The sequence below is a fragment of the Nonomuraea sp. NPDC049504 genome (assembly GCF_040676845.1).
GTDB lineage: Bacteria > Actinomycetota > Actinomycetes > Streptosporangiales > Streptosporangiaceae > Nonomuraea > Nonomuraea salmonea.
Genome location: NZ_JBFAPT010000051.1, coordinates 1 through 14,951 on the forward strand (window position 1 = coordinate 1; position 14,951 = coordinate 14,951).

15 protein-coding genes are annotated in these 14,951 nt (G+C 70.6%); 5 read left to right on the forward strand and 10 right to left on the reverse strand.

Translation table 11 applies throughout. The features are described from left to right. Positions 1 to 100: 100 nt before the first annotated feature. A complete protein-coding gene (locus AB0K28_RS49085) occupies positions 101 to 1,684 on the reverse strand; it encodes an ABC transporter substrate-binding protein (protein WP_345403172.1) in 1,584 nt (527 codons plus the stop codon). A 110-nt stretch (positions 1,685 to 1,794) separates the two neighbouring features. Here AB0K28_RS49085 and AB0K28_RS49090 point away from each other — a divergent pair, with 110 nt between their 5' ends. Next, on the forward strand, positions 1,795 to 2,433 hold the full coding sequence (locus tag AB0K28_RS49090) for an Lrp/AsnC family transcriptional regulator (RefSeq protein WP_345409755.1): 639 nt from the start codon (positions 1,795 to 1,797) through the stop codon (positions 2,431 to 2,433). 61 nt (positions 2,434 to 2,494) lie between these two features. Here the strand turns inward: AB0K28_RS49090 and AB0K28_RS49095 are convergent, their stop codons facing one another. After that, positions 2,495 to 2,839 carry a hypothetical protein gene (locus AB0K28_RS49095; RefSeq protein ID WP_364384831.1) on the reverse strand — a complete coding sequence of 115 codons (345 nt, stop codon included), beginning with the start codon at positions 2,837 to 2,839 and terminating at the stop codon, positions 2,495 to 2,497. 642 nt (positions 2,840 to 3,481) lie between these two features. Between AB0K28_RS49095 and AB0K28_RS49100 the strand changes: the two genes are divergently transcribed. Further along, entirely contained in the window at positions 3,482 to 4,246 is a 765-nt protein-coding gene (locus AB0K28_RS49100) for a hypothetical protein (RefSeq protein WP_364384833.1), read from the forward strand. Positions 4,247 to 4,248: 2 nt separating this feature from the next. Further along, a complete protein-coding gene (locus AB0K28_RS49105) occupies positions 4,249 to 5,175 on the forward strand; it encodes a hypothetical protein (protein ID WP_364384835.1) in 927 nt (308 codons plus the stop codon). Positions 5,176 to 5,222: 47 nt separating this feature from the next. Here AB0K28_RS49105 and AB0K28_RS49110 read toward each other — a convergent pair whose 3' ends face one another. The 3 genes from AB0K28_RS49110 to AB0K28_RS49120 are packed head-to-tail and all read right to left on the reverse strand — an operon-like array spanning position 5,223 to position 8,397. Then, positions 5,223 to 6,806 (reverse strand): CotH kinase family protein, encoded by a 1,584-nt coding sequence (locus tag AB0K28_RS49110; protein WP_364384837.1) that lies wholly within the window; start codon positions 6,804 to 6,806, stop codon positions 5,223 to 5,225. Between the two features lie 10 nt (positions 6,807 to 6,816). Then, a complete protein-coding gene (locus AB0K28_RS49115; protein WP_364384840.1) occupies positions 6,817 to 7,494 on the reverse strand; it encodes a DUF4956 domain-containing protein in 678 nt (225 codons plus the stop codon). Between the two features lie 6 nt (positions 7,495 to 7,500). Further along, complete coding sequence (locus AB0K28_RS49120) at positions 7,501 to 8,397, reverse strand: polyphosphate polymerase domain-containing protein (RefSeq protein WP_364384843.1); 897 nt, start codon at positions 8,395 to 8,397, stop codon at positions 7,501 to 7,503. Positions 8,398 to 8,542: 145 nt separating this feature from the next. Between AB0K28_RS49120 and AB0K28_RS49125 the strand changes: the two genes are divergently transcribed. Beyond that, positions 8,543 to 9,181 carry a DNA alkylation repair protein gene (locus AB0K28_RS49125; RefSeq protein ID WP_364384914.1) on the forward strand — a complete coding sequence of 213 codons (639 nt, stop codon included), beginning with the start codon at positions 8,543 to 8,545 and terminating at the stop codon, positions 9,179 to 9,181. Here AB0K28_RS49125 and AB0K28_RS49130 read toward each other — a convergent pair. Both AB0K28_RS49130 and AB0K28_RS49135 read right to left on the reverse strand, forming a co-directional pair. After that, positions 9,136 to 10,713: an ATP-binding protein gene (locus AB0K28_RS49130; protein WP_364384846.1), complete on the reverse strand. Its 1,578-nt coding sequence runs from the start codon at positions 10,711 to 10,713 to the stop codon at positions 9,136 to 9,138. The genes AB0K28_RS49125 and AB0K28_RS49130 overlap by 46 nt on opposite strands. A gap of 59 nt (positions 10,714 to 10,772) precedes the next feature. Next, positions 10,773 to 11,486 (reverse strand): response regulator transcription factor, encoded by a 714-nt coding sequence (locus tag AB0K28_RS49135; protein ID WP_364384849.1) that lies wholly within the window; start codon positions 11,484 to 11,486, stop codon positions 10,773 to 10,775. A 114-nt stretch (positions 11,487 to 11,600) separates the two neighbouring features. Here AB0K28_RS49135 and AB0K28_RS49140 point away from each other — a divergent pair, with 114 nt between their 5' ends. Continuing rightward, the gene (locus AB0K28_RS49140; RefSeq protein ID WP_364384852.1) at positions 11,601 to 11,798 is read left to right on the forward strand and encodes a hypothetical protein; all 198 of its coding nucleotides are present in this window, start codon (positions 11,601 to 11,603) and stop codon (positions 11,796 to 11,798) included. Between the two features lie 18 nt (positions 11,799 to 11,816). On the opposite strand, the gene AB0K28_RS49145 is transcribed toward AB0K28_RS49140, so the two are convergent. Genes AB0K28_RS49145 through AB0K28_RS49155 form a run of 3 tightly spaced genes read right to left on the reverse strand, consistent with a single transcriptional unit; the run spans position 11,817 to position 14,950 of the window. Continuing rightward, on the reverse strand, positions 11,817 to 12,716 hold the full coding sequence (locus tag AB0K28_RS49145; RefSeq protein ID WP_364384855.1) for a carbohydrate ABC transporter permease: 900 nt from the start codon (positions 12,714 to 12,716) through the stop codon (positions 11,817 to 11,819). A gap of 3 nt (positions 12,717 to 12,719) precedes the next feature. After that, on the reverse strand, positions 12,720 to 13,619 hold the full coding sequence (locus tag AB0K28_RS49150) for a sugar ABC transporter permease (protein ID WP_364384858.1): 900 nt from the start codon (positions 13,617 to 13,619) through the stop codon (positions 12,720 to 12,722). Positions 13,620 to 13,627: 8 nt separating this feature from the next. Continuing rightward, positions 13,628 to 14,950 (reverse strand): extracellular solute-binding protein, encoded by a 1,323-nt coding sequence (locus tag AB0K28_RS49155; RefSeq protein WP_364384861.1) that lies wholly within the window; start codon positions 14,948 to 14,950, stop codon positions 13,628 to 13,630. Position 14,951 lies beyond the last annotated feature (1 nt).

The following is a 14,951-nucleotide window of genomic DNA, read 5'->3' on the forward strand; positions in this document are numbered from 1 at the left end:
GCGGAGGCCCGCCCCGCCGCCCCGCCTTCTTCTGGGCGGGGCCGGCGGCGGCGGGCCGGCCCGCCGCCGGTTCCTGGGTCTCCGACACTTGGGACGTCCCCTACTTCACGCCGAGGTCGGCGACGTCCACCGTCCACACCGGGTGGTACTCGAGCCCGGTCACCGACGCGGCCGTCACGATGTTCTGGCTCGGCTGGATCAGCGGGACGAACGGCCCCGAGGCGTTCAGCTTCGTCTGGACGTCCACGTACGCGGCCTTGCGGGCGTCGTCGCCGATGGCCGCGGCGGCCTGCTCACCGGCGGACTCCAGCTCCTTCGACGCCCCCTCCTTCCAGCCGGCCCGCAGCCCCACGGTCTTGCCGGGCAGGAACGCCAGGTAGTCGCTCGGGTCGGGGTAGTCGGGGCCCCAGTACCACAGCCCCATCTCCTCCTTGCCGTTGCGGTAGTTGTCCAGTGCCGTCGTGACCGGCGCGGGCTGCAGGTCCACCGTGATGCCGACCTCCTTGAGGTTGGCCTGGATGCGCTCGGCCAGCGGCTGGAACGACAGGCCGTTCACGGTCAGCTCGCTCGGGTACTCCAGCTTCACGGTCGGGTTCGACAGCCCGCTCTCGGCCAGCGCCGCCTTGGCGCCCTCGACGTCCCGCTTGGCGCCCTGGTCGGGCGGCAGCGCGCCGAGCAGCTGCGACGGGATGATGCCCGGCGCCTGCGTCGAGCCCTCGCCGGCCAGCTCGAGCAGGCCCGCGTAGTCCACGCCCTTGCGCACGGCCTCGACGAACTTCGGGTTCGTGGTGGTCTTGCTGACCGCGGAGTCCTGGTTGGCGAGCAGGAAGAGCACGTTCGCCGAGGGCGTCTTCTTCACCTGCAGCGTCGGCGGCATGCCGGTGACCTGGTCGCCCGACAGGTTGAGCGCCACCTGGCTGTCGCCGCGCTGCACGTTCAGCTTCTGGGTGGCGGCCTCGACGTTGCGGATGACGACCTTGTCGTAGGCGGGCTTCGTGCCGTGGTACTTGGGGTTCGCCTTCAGCGTGACCTGGCTGCTGACGTTGAACGACTCGATCTCGTACGGGCCCGACCCGGCCGACGTCGAGTTGAGGTACTGCTCGGCCTTGTCCTGCGGGTCCGTGGTGGCGCCGTGCTCCTTGGCGACCTTGCTGTTGATGATGCCGAGCGCCGGGTTCGGCAGGATGTACGGCAGCGCCGGGTTCGGCGTCTTCGACGTCAGCGTGATCGTCGAGTCGCCCTCCTTGGCCACCTCGACGCCGTCCAGCAGGAACGACGGCGTACCCTTCATGTCACGCACCCGCGTGAGCGAGAACACCACGTCGTCGGCCGTCAGCGGAGACCCGTCGGCGAACGTGGCCCCCTGCTTCAGCTTGAGCGTCAGCGTCTTGCCGTCCTCCGACAGCTCGTACGACTCGGCCAGCGCCGGCACCGGCTTGGTCACGTCGGCCCCGTCGAACGTCAGCAGCGTCTCATAGATCGCCTTGCCCACGATGAGCCCCGTCGGCTCGTACGTGCGGCCGGGGTCAGCGGTCTTCAGGTCGAAGGAGGTGTCGATGACGAGGGTCTTGCCCCCGGCGGCACCCGATGCCCCGGAGGTGGGAGTGGTGCCGCCGCTTCCGCAGGCGGCGAGGGCGAGTGCACCGGCGAGCAGCACAGCCGCCGTCTGCGAGCGGGTCGCCATGTAGGTCCTCCAAGGTTGGACGTTCGGCAGAAGGATGTCGAGGATTGTGCGGCAGAACGTCCAGGCTCCGTGCGGTCGGCGAGACGGATATAAAGAGCGGTGAGGTAATGATGAGTGAAATTTCCAGAAATGGTGCCACGGGTGGCGGTCAACCTGGACGGATCGGAATCGGTCTCGAGCTGGACGAGATCCACATGAAGATCCTCGAGGTGCTCAGGGAGAACGGCCGCATCTCCGTCGCCGCCCTCGCCGAACGCGTCGGCATCTCCCGCGCCAACGCCTACACCCGCTTCGAGGCGCTGCGCGCCGACGGCGCCATCAAGCGCTTCACCGCCGAGATCGACCACGTCAGGACCGGGCTCGGCATCACCGCGCTCATCTTCGTCACCGTACGGCAGCAGATGTGGAAGCAGTTCAGGGCCGAGCTGGCGCGGATGCCGGAGGTCGAGTACTGCGCGATCACCACCGGGCAGCACGACGCGATGATCCAGGTGCGGGTCTCCGACGTGGCCGCCGTGCACACCATGGTGACCGACCGGCTCGCCAACATCCCGGCCGTCAAGGCCACCGAGACGGTGTTCATCCTGGACGAGGTGCTCAAGCGGCCGTACGTGCTGCCCAGCGACCGCGACCAGGCCGCCCGCGCCCAGCGCCGCCCCACCCCGGAGACCCAGGGCGACGTGCCGCTGGGCAAGATGCGCTTCGTCGGCGCCGCCGAGGGCCGCGCCGCCCTCCGCAAGGACACCTGACCTCGCTGGCTCGCCGGGGTGAGCCGCCCCTCCCTGGAAGCTCACCCCGGCTTCCGGACGGTCAGGGGAGTTCGGCGCAGACGCTGACGTGCGGCGTGTCGTCGCCCTCGAAGCTGAACTCCTCCACCAGCCGCAGCCGTCCGTCGTCGCCGGTCTCGATGCGGCTGGTGCTCTTCCCCGCCGCCTTGCCGCCGGCCACCAGGGCGTGCACGTAGGAGATCGTCACCTCGGCGCCGTCGCGCGTCCCCACGAAGCGGCCCTGCGTCACGGTGTCGCCGGTGTAGCTGCCCCACACGAGCCCGTCGTCCTCCCAGTACTCGAACCGTGTGGGACCATCGGGGTTGACCTTGCTCGCCGTCGAGCTGACCATGACGAATTTACGACCGTTGAGATTCACGCGGTCCATGGTCCCGACAATCCCGAAATTTCATCATTCGGCTGGACATCTTGCGAGACATCACGTCAACTTCCCGGCAATCCGTCCAGTCCGCCACCGCCTCTCCACCGCGCCGCCACACGGCTAGTCCACCCGCCCTCAGACGGTGGCGCGTCATGGAGGCGGTACGCGGCGCATGCGCTCCCGGCTGCCCTCCGGGTGGTGGGGTGGTGCGGGAGGCGGTGTGGGTCCGGGGCGGTGGCGCATGGCTACGTGCGGCGACCGCCCCGGAGTGACCGCGGGGACCCGGTGCCGGTCTGGCGAGGACCGGCGCTGCGACGTGGCAACTGCTCCATCGGGGTCCTGCGGGCACCATCCCCTGCGCCGGCGAGGACACCGGCCGTCCCTCCGCGAACGGCCTGGACGTCCTCACCCGCGCCCCTCCCACGGTGGACGCTCACATATTGCGATTTTTCGTACGATTGCGCCTCAGGGTCCGGCCCAGGGATTACCCCGGGGTAGGGCCCGGGTCCCTTAACGTAGTGATCTTCGCGGCGGCTCGCCGGAGGTATGGGCTTGCCCGGGACTTTACCTTTGGGCGCCTGACGCCAACATTGCACTGTGTGATAGTAATGTGACACTGCGTATCCGAAAGAGGTCCGGGAGATCTTCATGGCGTACACGCTCTCGATCTTGGCGGCGGTGGGCGCGGTGGCGCTCACCGCGCTGGTGTTCAGACGGGTCAAGAGAGCAGGCGAGGATCGTGATCCGAGCGGCCCGTCCGCCGCGCACGCCGGGGCGATGCTGTCGGCGATGTTCCTGCTGGTGTTCGCCATCGCGATCATCGTCCCCTGGACGACGGCCGACGCCGCGAGGCTCAACACCCACGCCGAGAGCCAGGCCGCCGTCGACGCCTACTGGGCCGCCGCCGAGCTGCCCGGCAGCGCCTCCGAAGAGGTGCGCAGGTCGCTGCGGGAATATGTGGCGTTCGTGGTCAGGGACGAGTGGCCGCTGATGAAGGAGGGCCGCATGCACCCCGTCGGGGCCGAGCGCATGGACGACATCCGCGCCCGCGTCACCGCGCTGCCGGCGGCCAACGACGATGAGGAGGACGCCAAGGCGCAGGTGCTCGAACACCTCCGCGCCATCTCCACCGCCCGCGCCCAGCGCACCGCCGACGCCGCCGCCCGGCCCCCGGACGGCCTGCTCTTCCTGACCGTCCTCACCGGGGTGCTGGTCGTCATCTTCCCCTTCCTCGCCGGTGCCAGGCCGCGCGGGCTCGCGATCCTGCCGCTGGTGGCGACCGCCGCGCTCATCGGGTTCGGCACGTACCTGACGTGGGACATCTCCCGCGCCTTCGACGGACCCCTGGCCGTGGGGCCGGAGGCGTTCAGGGGAGCCCTGGACGAGTTCGCCCGGATCACCGGAAAGGTGTGACCGTGGGAGCAAGGCGCGGCCCGCTCCTGCTGGCCACCGCCCTGATCACCGCCACGGTCACCGGCCCCGCCACCACCGACCTCGGCCCTCCTCCGCAACGTGGCGCGCTGACCGCAGCCGACCGGGCCGCCCACCAGGCGCACACTCCGGCCGCGGCACCGCTCCCGCCCAGCGCACAGCAGCTGTCGCGGTACGCGCCGGTCGCGTCGCACGTGCCGATGGCGGCGGCGCGGGGCGTGGCGGGATCGGCGCGCGCGCAGCCCGGTGGTGGGCGGGCAGGGGTGGTGCGGGTGGCCTCGCGGCGGGTGCGGATGGCGGCTCGTGTGACGGAGCCGGGGCGGGTGCCGGCGCCTCGTAAGCCGGCTCGGCCGGTCGTCAAGCAGCGGCCGGTGCCCAAGCCCGGCGCGGTGCCCAAGCCCGGCGCGGTGCCCAAGCCTCGTGCGGTGCCCAAGCCGCGGCCCGTGCCCAAGGTGTCCGTGCGGGCGCCGGCGCCGCCCAAGCGGGTCAGAGTCGGGCGGGACGTGCGGGTGCCGCGGGTGTGGGTGCAGAGTTCGCCTCGGCCCAGGGTGTCGATCGCGATGCCGGATGCGAAGCGGCATGCCGCGCCCAAGGTGACGGTGCCTCAGGTGACCGTCTATCCGGACGGGCTGTGCGCGGGTGACGTCCAGCTGGGGGAGTGTCCGCGCGGGCGGCCCCGGCAGGTGCAGCGGGGCGTGCCGCCGCTCGTACCGGCTGAGGTGGTCCTGCCGCCCACGCCGACGCTCACGCCCACGCCCACGCCGTCCCCGACGCCGTCCTCGCGGTCGCACGTCATCCGGGCCGAGCCGGCGGAGCGGCGGCGCAACCCGTTGAGCAGCGTCCTGCTCACCGTCGTCCTGGTGACGGCGATCACCTCGACCACCGCCGTCGCCTTCCGCGCCCGCCGCTGACCGCGCCCGCCGTCCACCGGTTCCAGGCCGGTGGACGGCGCAGGGGCTCAGGAGGCCAGGGAGCTCAGGGCCTTGGTGCGGGTCTGGAGGGTTTCGCGGAGGGCGGTCGCCTCCTCGGTCGCCTCCCCGGTCGCCTCCCCGGTCGCCCTCGCGGTGTCGGCTCCGGCATTCCGCCCGTACGCCGCCAGCGCCTCGTCCAGCAGCTTCGTGGCGGTGCCGCCGGCCAGGAGCTCGCGGTACAGGGTGGCGTACTCGCGCTCATAGAGCTTCTTGAAGCCGGCGTCCTTCAAGAAGCGGTCCTTCAGCGCGTGTCCCGTCATCCGTGGCCCGCCCCCGGCGGGCGGCTGGGCCTGCTGATCGCGCTGGGCCGCTCGTTGCGGGCGGGCGCCGAAGCCCCGGCTGATCGTCTCCTCCGGCCCGGCCGTGGCGTCGCCGCTGAACGCGAAGTTGAGGTCCCAGCTGATCACGCGGAACCTGCGGGTGCCGAGGTCGTACCAGAGGTAGTAGTTGCGGCCGGGCCCGGACATGTCGTCGAAGTTCAGCAGCAGGTTCTGCAGAGCGGCGTAGCGGGCGAACGACTCGACGTCCAGCCGCTCGGCCAGGCCCTTCGCGAACTCCTCGTCCGACGCCTCCTCCACCCACTTGATGAAGCCGATGACCGGCTGCAGGTCCCGCTCGCCCTTCAGGTTGACCTGCTTGAAGTCGTCCACGTACGCGGTCTGGTCCTCGCCCTGGTAGGCGAAGCTGCTGGAGGCCAGCGACTTGTACAGCACGCCGTCACCGAGCCGCTCGGCGTACCCCTCGTCCAGGTACTCGACGAGCAGCCGCGGCTTGGACGTGCGGCCGTTGACGGAGAAGGAGGAGTAGGCCGAGCGCTGGGTCGGCTCGCCGGCCGCCCCCACCATGGCGATGGCCAGCGCCTCGTTGAGCAGGGTCGAGGACTGCTGCGCGGCCGGGCGTACGGCGATCTGGCTGTGGCCCTGGTAGCGGCGGCCCGCCACGAACTCGTCGAAGCTGATCAGCCACGGCAGGTTCTCCGGCTCCTCGGCCTTGAGCTGCCCGAAGCCGGCCCGCCCGCCGCCCGGCGGCCGTCCCGCCCCGGGCGGCCGCCCGTCCCCAGGGGGTTGCCCGTTGCCGGGTCGCTGTCCGTCCCCAGGGGGCTGCGCGTTGCCCGGAGGGCGGCCGTCGGCCGGGGGCCGGAAGCCCTCCGGCGGTCCGCCGCCGCCCGGCCGGACGCGTGGCCTGGACTGTCCCTTCCAGGTGAAGCCCTGCAAGGTCGAGTTGCCCTTGAGCCGGATCCCCACGCTCGGGATGCGGGTCCCGTCGATGGTGAGATCCGCCTCGACGTACTTCTTGTCGCCGTCCTTGAAGTACTCGGACAGCATGTCCTGGTAGCCCTCGTCCCGGAACGTCAGCGTCACCTCGTGCGGCGTGGCCGCGTCGAACAGCTCGCGGGTGCCGGTGAGGTTCTGGACGACGGTGTCGGCCTGGGCGGTGCCGGAGGTGGTGACATACGGGCGGATGGTCCCGCTGCCGAACACCCCCCAGCACGCCATCAGGAACACCGCGCACAGCGCGACCAGCTTCCAGTTCTGCCGGAGTTTGACGGGGATGCGGTGCTTGAGTGCCATGACGGGGCCCTCACAGGTCGGTCTGGTCGTACCCGGTCAGGACCGTGACGTTCTGGCCGTGGTTGCGCTCGCGCAGCGCGGCGATCACGTCCGCGGGCTCGCTGCCCTTCTTGATCTTGACCGTGTACATCAGCTCGATGAGCGCCCCGGCCCTGATCGACTCCATGCTGACCAGCTCGAACTCGTCGGTGTGCCGGACCAGCACGTCCTGGATGGCGTGCGTGTAGTCGTCGTCGGAGGGCACCTGCACCTTGACGACCTGCCGCCGCACGTTCAGCTGGAACCAGTTGAACCGGTGCATGATCATGACGATCAGCGAGATCGCCACGGCGGCGACCACGGCCAGCAGGTAGAACCGGGTGCCGACGGCCATCCCGACGCCCATCACCAGGAAGATGAACCCGACGTCCCTGGTCTCCTTGATCGCGTTGCGGAACCGCACCACCGACAGCGCGCCGACCAGGGCGAAGGCGCGGGCGATGTTCGAGCCGACGACGAGCATGATGAGCGAGATCAGCATGCCGAGGACGACCAGCGTCTGCACGTACGACTGGCTGTAGGAGACGTTGCGGTGGGTCGCCCGGTAGACCCAGCCGATCATGGCGCTGAGCACGAACGACAGGGACATCGCGATCGCGATGTCGGCGACGCTGAACGTGCCCGACAGGTCCTGGAACGAGAAGTCCATGGGGGGTCACGCCTCCTTGGCGGTGGTCATGGCCGGCGGGCGGCCGGGGATGGGGTCGAGATCGTGGCCGGGGATGTGGAACAGGGAGCGGGGCGCCCGCCCGTACGCCTCCACGCTCTGGCAGTACTTGGAGACCCGGACCACCTGGAGGTTCCGCTCGGCGGTGAGGTCGGTCAGCCAGTACGGCACCCACTCGTCGGCCTTGACCTCCATGATCACTTTGCCGGGCGGGACGATGAACCGGTTCTCGGCGTCGGCGCCCAGGTGGAAGTCCCTGTCACGCCCGCGTACCCGCTGGTCGAAGGTCACCCGCAGGCCCACGTCGGCACCGCGGCCCACGTACGCGTGCCGCTGGTAGCCGGTCATCGCGGTCGCCCGCAGGTCGAGGCGGCAGACCAGGTCGAGCACCTCCTCCAGGAAGGCCCGCTCGGACGGCCCGTGCGCGACCATCGCGCGCCCGTCGCACAGCGCGACGGCGTCCCGGTACGGCAGCCGCACCCGCCGCTTCTGCGTGACCCGGTTGACCCGCTGCTTGATCTCCACGAAGACCGGGGTGTCGCCGGTGACCTGGAACCGGTCGCCGTAGTGGCGGATCCGCAGCTTCCTGCGGAACTTCAGGCCCTCGATCTTCTCCCAGTAGAAGCGCAGCGCCCGGGTGTCGTAGTAGACGCTCCAGATGCCGTAGCCGTTCTCGCCGCTGTGCTCGTCGCGGTCGAGCAGGCGCTCCATCTCGGCCCGCAGCTCGCCGGCCGTGGCGGCGTCGACCAGGTACTTGATCTCGTACCGGTTGAACGCGTGCAGCCTGCTGGGAGCGCGCAGGGCGTGCCCCGCCTCGCCTGGGGGAGAGCCTGGGGCGGCGGGCTGATCTGCGGAGATGGTACGCCTGCGGAATCTGCGCAGCATGTCTCTCCTTCCGTGTCAGTCCATATGGGATCGCAACAAGCTGGGAATAGTGTGTGAACTCCCGCTTACGCTGAAGCCCGACAGGGAGGTGGACGTGGCCGAGACGGCGACGACCGGGACACCGGCCGACGAGCTGGCAGAGGTGATGGCCGAGCTGGCCGCACTCGCGGACCCGAAGATCCGCGAGGTGAACGAGCGGCATGGCGACGACCACGCCGTAAACCTGGGCAAGCTGCGCGCCATCGCCAAGCGGCTCAAGACACGGCAGGACCTCGCCCGCGAGCTGTGGGAGACGGGTGACAGCGCGGCGCGGCTGCTGGCGCTGCTGGTCTGCCGGCCGAAGGCGTTCGAGGCGGACGAGCTGGACCGCATGCTGCGCGAGGCCCGCACGCCCAAGGTGCAGGACTGGCTGGTCAACTACGTGGTGAAGAAGAGCCCGCACGCCGAGGGGCTGCGGGTGACCTGGTTCGCCGACCCCCACCCGGTGGTGGCGAGCGCGGGCTGGGCGCTGACCGTCGAACGGGTGTCCAGGAAGCCTGAGGGTCTCGACCTGGCGGGGCTGCTGGACGTCATCGAGGCGGAGATGAAGGACGCCCATGAACGCCTCCAGTGGGCGATGAACCACTGCCTGGCCCAGATCGGCATCGACCACCCCGGGCACCGCGCCCGCGCCGTCGCCATCGGCGAGCGCCTGGAGGTGCTGAAGGACTACCCGACCTCGCCGGGCTGCACGTCCCCTTACGCGCCCGTCTGGATCGAGGAGATGGTGCGCCGCTCGGGCTGACCCGGCGGGCCCTCCACGGGCAGCAGGACGCGGAACGCGGTGCCGTGGCCCGGCGCGCTGCGCGCCTCGATGCGGCCGTCGTGCGCGGCCACCAGCGCCGCCGCGATGGCGAGCCCCAGGCCGGTGCTGCCGCTCTCGCGGGAGCGGGCGGGGTCGGCGCGGTAGAAGCGGTCGAAGACGTGCGGCAGGTGCCCGGGATCGATCCCCGGCCCGTCGTCGCACACCTCGACCACGGCCACCGGCCCCCGCACCTCTTCGGCCCCCGCCCAGGTGACCGCCGCCGCGGGGCGATCGCCGGCGTCCGGCCCCCGCATGTCATCACCTCCGGCCCGGGCGGCCGCCGTGCCGTGATCGCCGGGATCCCGGTTGCCGAGGAGGACGTGGACGGTGGTGCCTTCCGGGGTGTGGGTGAGGGCGTTGCCGACCAGGTTGGCGAGGACGCGGTGCAGGCGGTGCTCGTCGCCGGTCACCCGTACCGGATCGTCGCCCAGGACCAGCTCCACCGCACGGCCGGGGTCACGCGCCCGCGCCGCGTGCACCACGTCGGCCGCGATGACGTGCAGGTCCACCTCCGTCAGGTCCAGGGCGCGCTCCTCGTCCAGACGGGCGAGCAGCAGCAGGTCCTCCACCAGGACGCCCATCCGCTCGGCTTCCCCTTCGATGCGGCCGAGGATGCGGGCCACGACGGGATCGGGGCCGGGCCGGCCGTGCCGGTACAGCTCGGCGTACCCCCTGATGGAGGTGAGCGGGGTGCGCAGCTCGTGCGAGGCGTCGGCGAGGAAGCGGCGCAGGCGCTGCTCGGAGCGTTCGCGCTGGTGCAGGGCCTCGCCCAGGCGGCCGAGCATGACGTTCAGCGCCCGGCCCAGCCGGCCTGTCTCGGTGCGCGGGTCGCTGTCGGAGACCCGCCGGTCCAGCTCGCCCGCCGCGATGGCGGTGGCCGTGCGTTCCATGCGGGTGAGCGGGCGCAGGCCGAGGCGGACCACGGCCAGCGCCACCGCGCCCAGCAGCGCCAGCACGAGGACGCCGGCCGCCGCCTCGATGAGCAGGAGCCGGCGTACGGTGCTGCGGTTGGACTCCAGGGAGAGCGAGATGGCGGCCCTGTCGCCGTCGGGCAGGCGCACGATCATGGTCCGCCACTCGGCGCCGCCCGCCATGTCGGGCACGGTGAAGGGGCCGCGCGGCGGGTGGGCGAGCAGGCCGGCGGACACGTCGGGGCCGTCGCCGCCGCCGGGCAGCCGCCGTACGACCGCGCCCGACCCGGTGAACACGGTGACCCGGAACAGGGTGGGCAGCTCCACCTCGCCCCGCGGCCGGGGCGGCGGCACGGGAGCGCCCGGCGGCGGTCCCTGGCGGAACGTCGCGGCGAACCCGGTGAGCTGGGTGTCCACGCGCGCCAGCAGCGAGCGGTCGAGCAGCAGCACCCCGGCCGCCGCGAAGACCGCCAGCGCCGCCGCCGACAACGCGAGCAGCGCCGCGAGCAGCCGGTGCCGCAGCGGCCACGCCCGCGCACGGGGAAGGGAACGGCCCGTCATCGGGTCCGGTCGTTCGCCGGAGAGGGTTGGGGCCATCGGTATGTCGGGATTCCGCCGCGTCATCGGGCCCGGTCCAGCAGGGTCTGGTCGCGCAGGGAGTAGCCCACGCCGCGCAGCGTGTGGATCAGCGGCCGCCCCTCGGCGTCGATCTTGCGGCGGAGGTAGCTGATGTACGACTCCACGATGCGGCTGTCGGCGCCGAAGCCGTGGCACCACACGCGGTCGAGGATCTGCGGCTTGCTCACCACCCGCTCGGCGTTGATCATCAGGTAACGCAGCAGCGCGAACTCCGTCGGCGACAGGTGGATGTGCCGGCCGGAGCGGCGTACGGCGTGGGTCTCCTCGTCCAGCTCCAGGTCGGCGTAGCGGAGCAGGCCGTCGTCGCAGGGCGCCTCGCGCGCGCCCGTGCGGCGCAGGATGGCGCGGATGCGCAGCACCACCTCCTCCAGGCTGAACGGCTTCGTCACGTAGTCGTCGCCGCCCGCTGTCAGCCCCGCGATGCGGTCGGCGACCGTGTCGCGCGCGGTCAGGAACAGCACCGGCGGCCCCCCGCCGTCCGGCCGCAGCCGCTGCGCCACCGCGAAGCCGTCGAGGTCGGGCAGCATCACGTCGAGCAGGATGAGGTCGGGCCGCTGCCGGCCGACGCTCAGCAGCGCCTGGGAGCCCGACGCGGCCGTGCGGACACGGAAGCCGTTGAGCTCCAGGGCGTCGAGCAGCAGCTCGCGGATGTTGCGCTCGTCGTCCACGACGAGTACCACCGGTGCCGGGTCCATGCGCTTTGTTCTATCGCGCCGCCGAGAAGCCGGTCATAAAACCACCGGTCAGAAAACCAGTGGTGCGGTGCGCGGCACGACCCGTAGAAGGGAGGAGCGCCGGACGAGGAGATCTTGACAGGCGGGGGCGTCAACCACGTGGTGAAGGTGGCCGGCACCGTACGCCGCCCCACCTGTGTGTTCTGGGACGGCCTGCCGGCCGCGTTCATCGACTTCGACACCGCGCATCGGCCGCCGCGGGCGACGCGGCCTTCGCCGGTCACGTCGCCCGCGGGGACGACCGCTGCTACGAGACGGACATGGCGCACCTGAGGCGGCACGCCGGCCGGCTCACTTGCCGAACCCCGCGGTGAGACCGGCAAGGAGCTGGCGGCGGCCCACCACGTACAGCACCAGAATGGGCAGCGTGGTGAGCACGACGGAGGCGAGCACCGCGGGCACGTTGATGCTGTACTGGCCCTGGAACGACCAGAGTGCCAGCGGCAGCGTGCGCTTGTCGGGACTCTGGGTGAGCACCAGAGGCAGCAGGAAGCCGTTCCAGATCTGCAGCGCGTTGTAGATCGTCACCGTCACCACGGCGGGGCGGGTGAGCGGGAAGGCCAGCTTCCAGAGCATCTCGGTCTCGGAGGCGCCGTCGATCCGCATGGAGTCGAACAGCTCCTTGGGCACGTCCCTGATGAAGTTCGACAGGACGAGCACCGACAGCGGGATCGCGAACGCGATCGAGGGCAGGATCAGCGCCATCAGCGAGTCGTACAGGCCGAGCTGGATGATGATCAGGTAGATCGGGATCACCACGGCCTGCAGCGGGATCGCGAGACCCATCAGGAACAGCGAGTTCGTCCAGCGCAGCGACCTGCTTCTGCCGCCGCGCACGATCGCGTACGCCGCCATGAAGCTGACCAGCACGGCCGGCACCACGGCGCCGAGGGTCGCGATCACGCTGTTGATGAAGTACTGGATGAAGTCGGACTCGATGACCAGGCGGTAGTTCGCCAGCGTCGGCTCTCCCGGCGGGGCGAACGGGTTCTCCTGGTAGTAGTTCGACTGCGACTTGAAGCTGGTGATGACGATCCAGTAGATCGGCACGGCGACGATGACCAGCCAGATGACGCTGGTCACGCCGGCCATCCAGTTGGGGCGCTCCTGGCTGCGGCCGACCTTGCGGCGGTGCGAAGGGCCGGCGGAGATGGTGTCGCGCTGGGGAGCCCTGGTGGGGGCGGTCGTCATGCGTCAGGCCCCTTCAAGCTGGCTGTGGCTTTGGTCTCGGCCGCCGAGCCGGCGCAGGAGCAGCGACAGGCCGAGGCCGACGAGGACGAGGATGACCGCGATCACGCTGGCCGGACCCATGAGGTTGGCCTGGAAACCGCGCTTGTACATGTCGAGCGCGAGCACCCGGGTGGCGTCGCCGGGGCCGCCGGCGGTCAGCACGAAGATCAGGTCGAAGAGGGTCAGCGACCCGACGACCATCAGCGTGGACGACGTGATGATCGTGTACTTGAGCTGCGGCAGCGTGATGCTGAAGAACCTGCGCACCCGGCCCGCGCCGTCGAGCTCGGCGGCCTCGTACATCGAGCGCGGGATCTGCCGGATGCCGCCCTGGTAGATCAGCGAGTGGAACGGGATGTACTGCCACGACACCACGAAGATCACTACGCCGAAGGCGAGCACCGGCTCGCCCAGCCAGTCCTGGACCAGGAACGGGATGTTCAGCCCGGCGCCGAGACCGAAGTTCGGGTCGAGCAGCGCCTTGTAGGTGATCGCCAGCGCGGCGGAGCTGAGCAGCAGCGGGATGAAGAACACCACCGACAGGATCGCGCGGTACTTCTGCTGCCCGGCCAGGAAGGCCCCCATCAGGATGCTCGCGGGCGTCTGCACCGCCCACGAGACGGCCATGACGAGGAAGGTGATCCACAGCGCGTGCGGCAGGCCGGGATCGGCGAGGATGGCGCTCCAGTTACTGAACCCGGCGATACCGATCTCTCCGAGCCCGTCCCACTGCGCGAAGCTGAGGGCGAGCACCCCTACCAGCGGGATGAGGGCGAACCCGACGAAGAACACCAGCGCCGGAATGGTCATCCATTTGATGGAGCCGCCACGGCCCGCCCTGCGGGCGGGCCTGGCGGTGGTCATGACGGCGCTCACTTGCCGATGACCGCGTTCATGTTCGTGGCGAACTCCTCGGGCGAGATGGACAGCTGGAACAGCTTGGCGATGTTGTCCAGCAGCACCTCGGCGGCCGTCGGGCTGAGCGCCTGGTCCCAGGACTGACCGAAGGTCTTGGCGTTGACCGCGATGTTGTAGACGAAGCCCAGGAAGTCCTTGTCCTCGGAGTTCGCGAACTCCTTGTCCGCGCCCTTGATGATCGGGACGGCGCCCGTGCCGACCCACTCCTTGACCGCGGTGTCGTCGATCAGCGCGCCGGCGAAGAACTTCTTGGCGATCTCCTTCTGCTCCGGCGTGGCCTTGGAGGAGATGGAGATGTACTGGCCGGGGTTGCCCACGGTGTTGCCGGGGTCGCCCTTGCCGCCGTCGACCGGCGGGAAGTTCATGTAGCCCAGGTTGCCGCCGGAGACGAAGTCGCCGCCGTCGGCCTTCATGCTGCCGTACGTCCAGCCGCCGTGCAGCATCATGGCGGCCTTGCCGGTGTAGAGCAGGGCCTGGTCGGCGTTGGAGTCGGCGGTGATGGAGGAGAAGCCCTTGACGAAGCCGTCGGCCTTGATCAGCTTCTGCATCTCGCCCAGCGCCTGGATCGCGACCGGGTTGGACCAGGCGTCCTTCTCACCGTCGAACACGGCCTGGAAGACCTCGGGGCCGCCGATGCGGTCGAAGAGGAACTCCAGCCACATCATGTTCGTCCAGCGCGACTGGCCGCCCAGCGAGAACGGCGCGATGCCCTTGGCGTTGAACTTGGGCACCAGGTCGAGGATGTCGCCCCACGTCTGGGGCGGCTGCGCGCCGATCTTGTCGAAGGCCCGCTTGTCGTAGTAGAGGACGATCGGCTGCAGGGTCTCGCACGGCATCGCGTAGATCTTGCCGTCGATGGTCGCGGCGCCGAAGGAGGACGGGAACAGCTTGTCCTTGACGGCCGGGTTCTGCTCGAACCAGTCGGTCAGGTCGTCCACCTGGCCGGCCTGCACGTAGCTGCGCAGGGTGCCGCCACCCCAGCCCCAGATGAGGGTGGGGGCCTGGCCGGCGCCGATGGCCGTCTTGATCTTGGTCTTGAAGGCGTCGTTCTGGAACGTCGTGCCGGTGATCGTCCCGTTGGCGTTGGCCTTGTTGTGCCGTTCGATCGTCCTGGTGCGCACGCCCTCCTGGGGCTGCGTCGACAGGTACCAGTACGTGGCGCTGTTGGCGCCGCCGCCACCGGCGGTCGCGCCGGCGCCGGGGTCGCCACCGGCGCCCGTCTGGGTGGGACCCGTGCCGCCACAGGCGGCAAGCGCTGCTCCTAGGGGGACACCCATG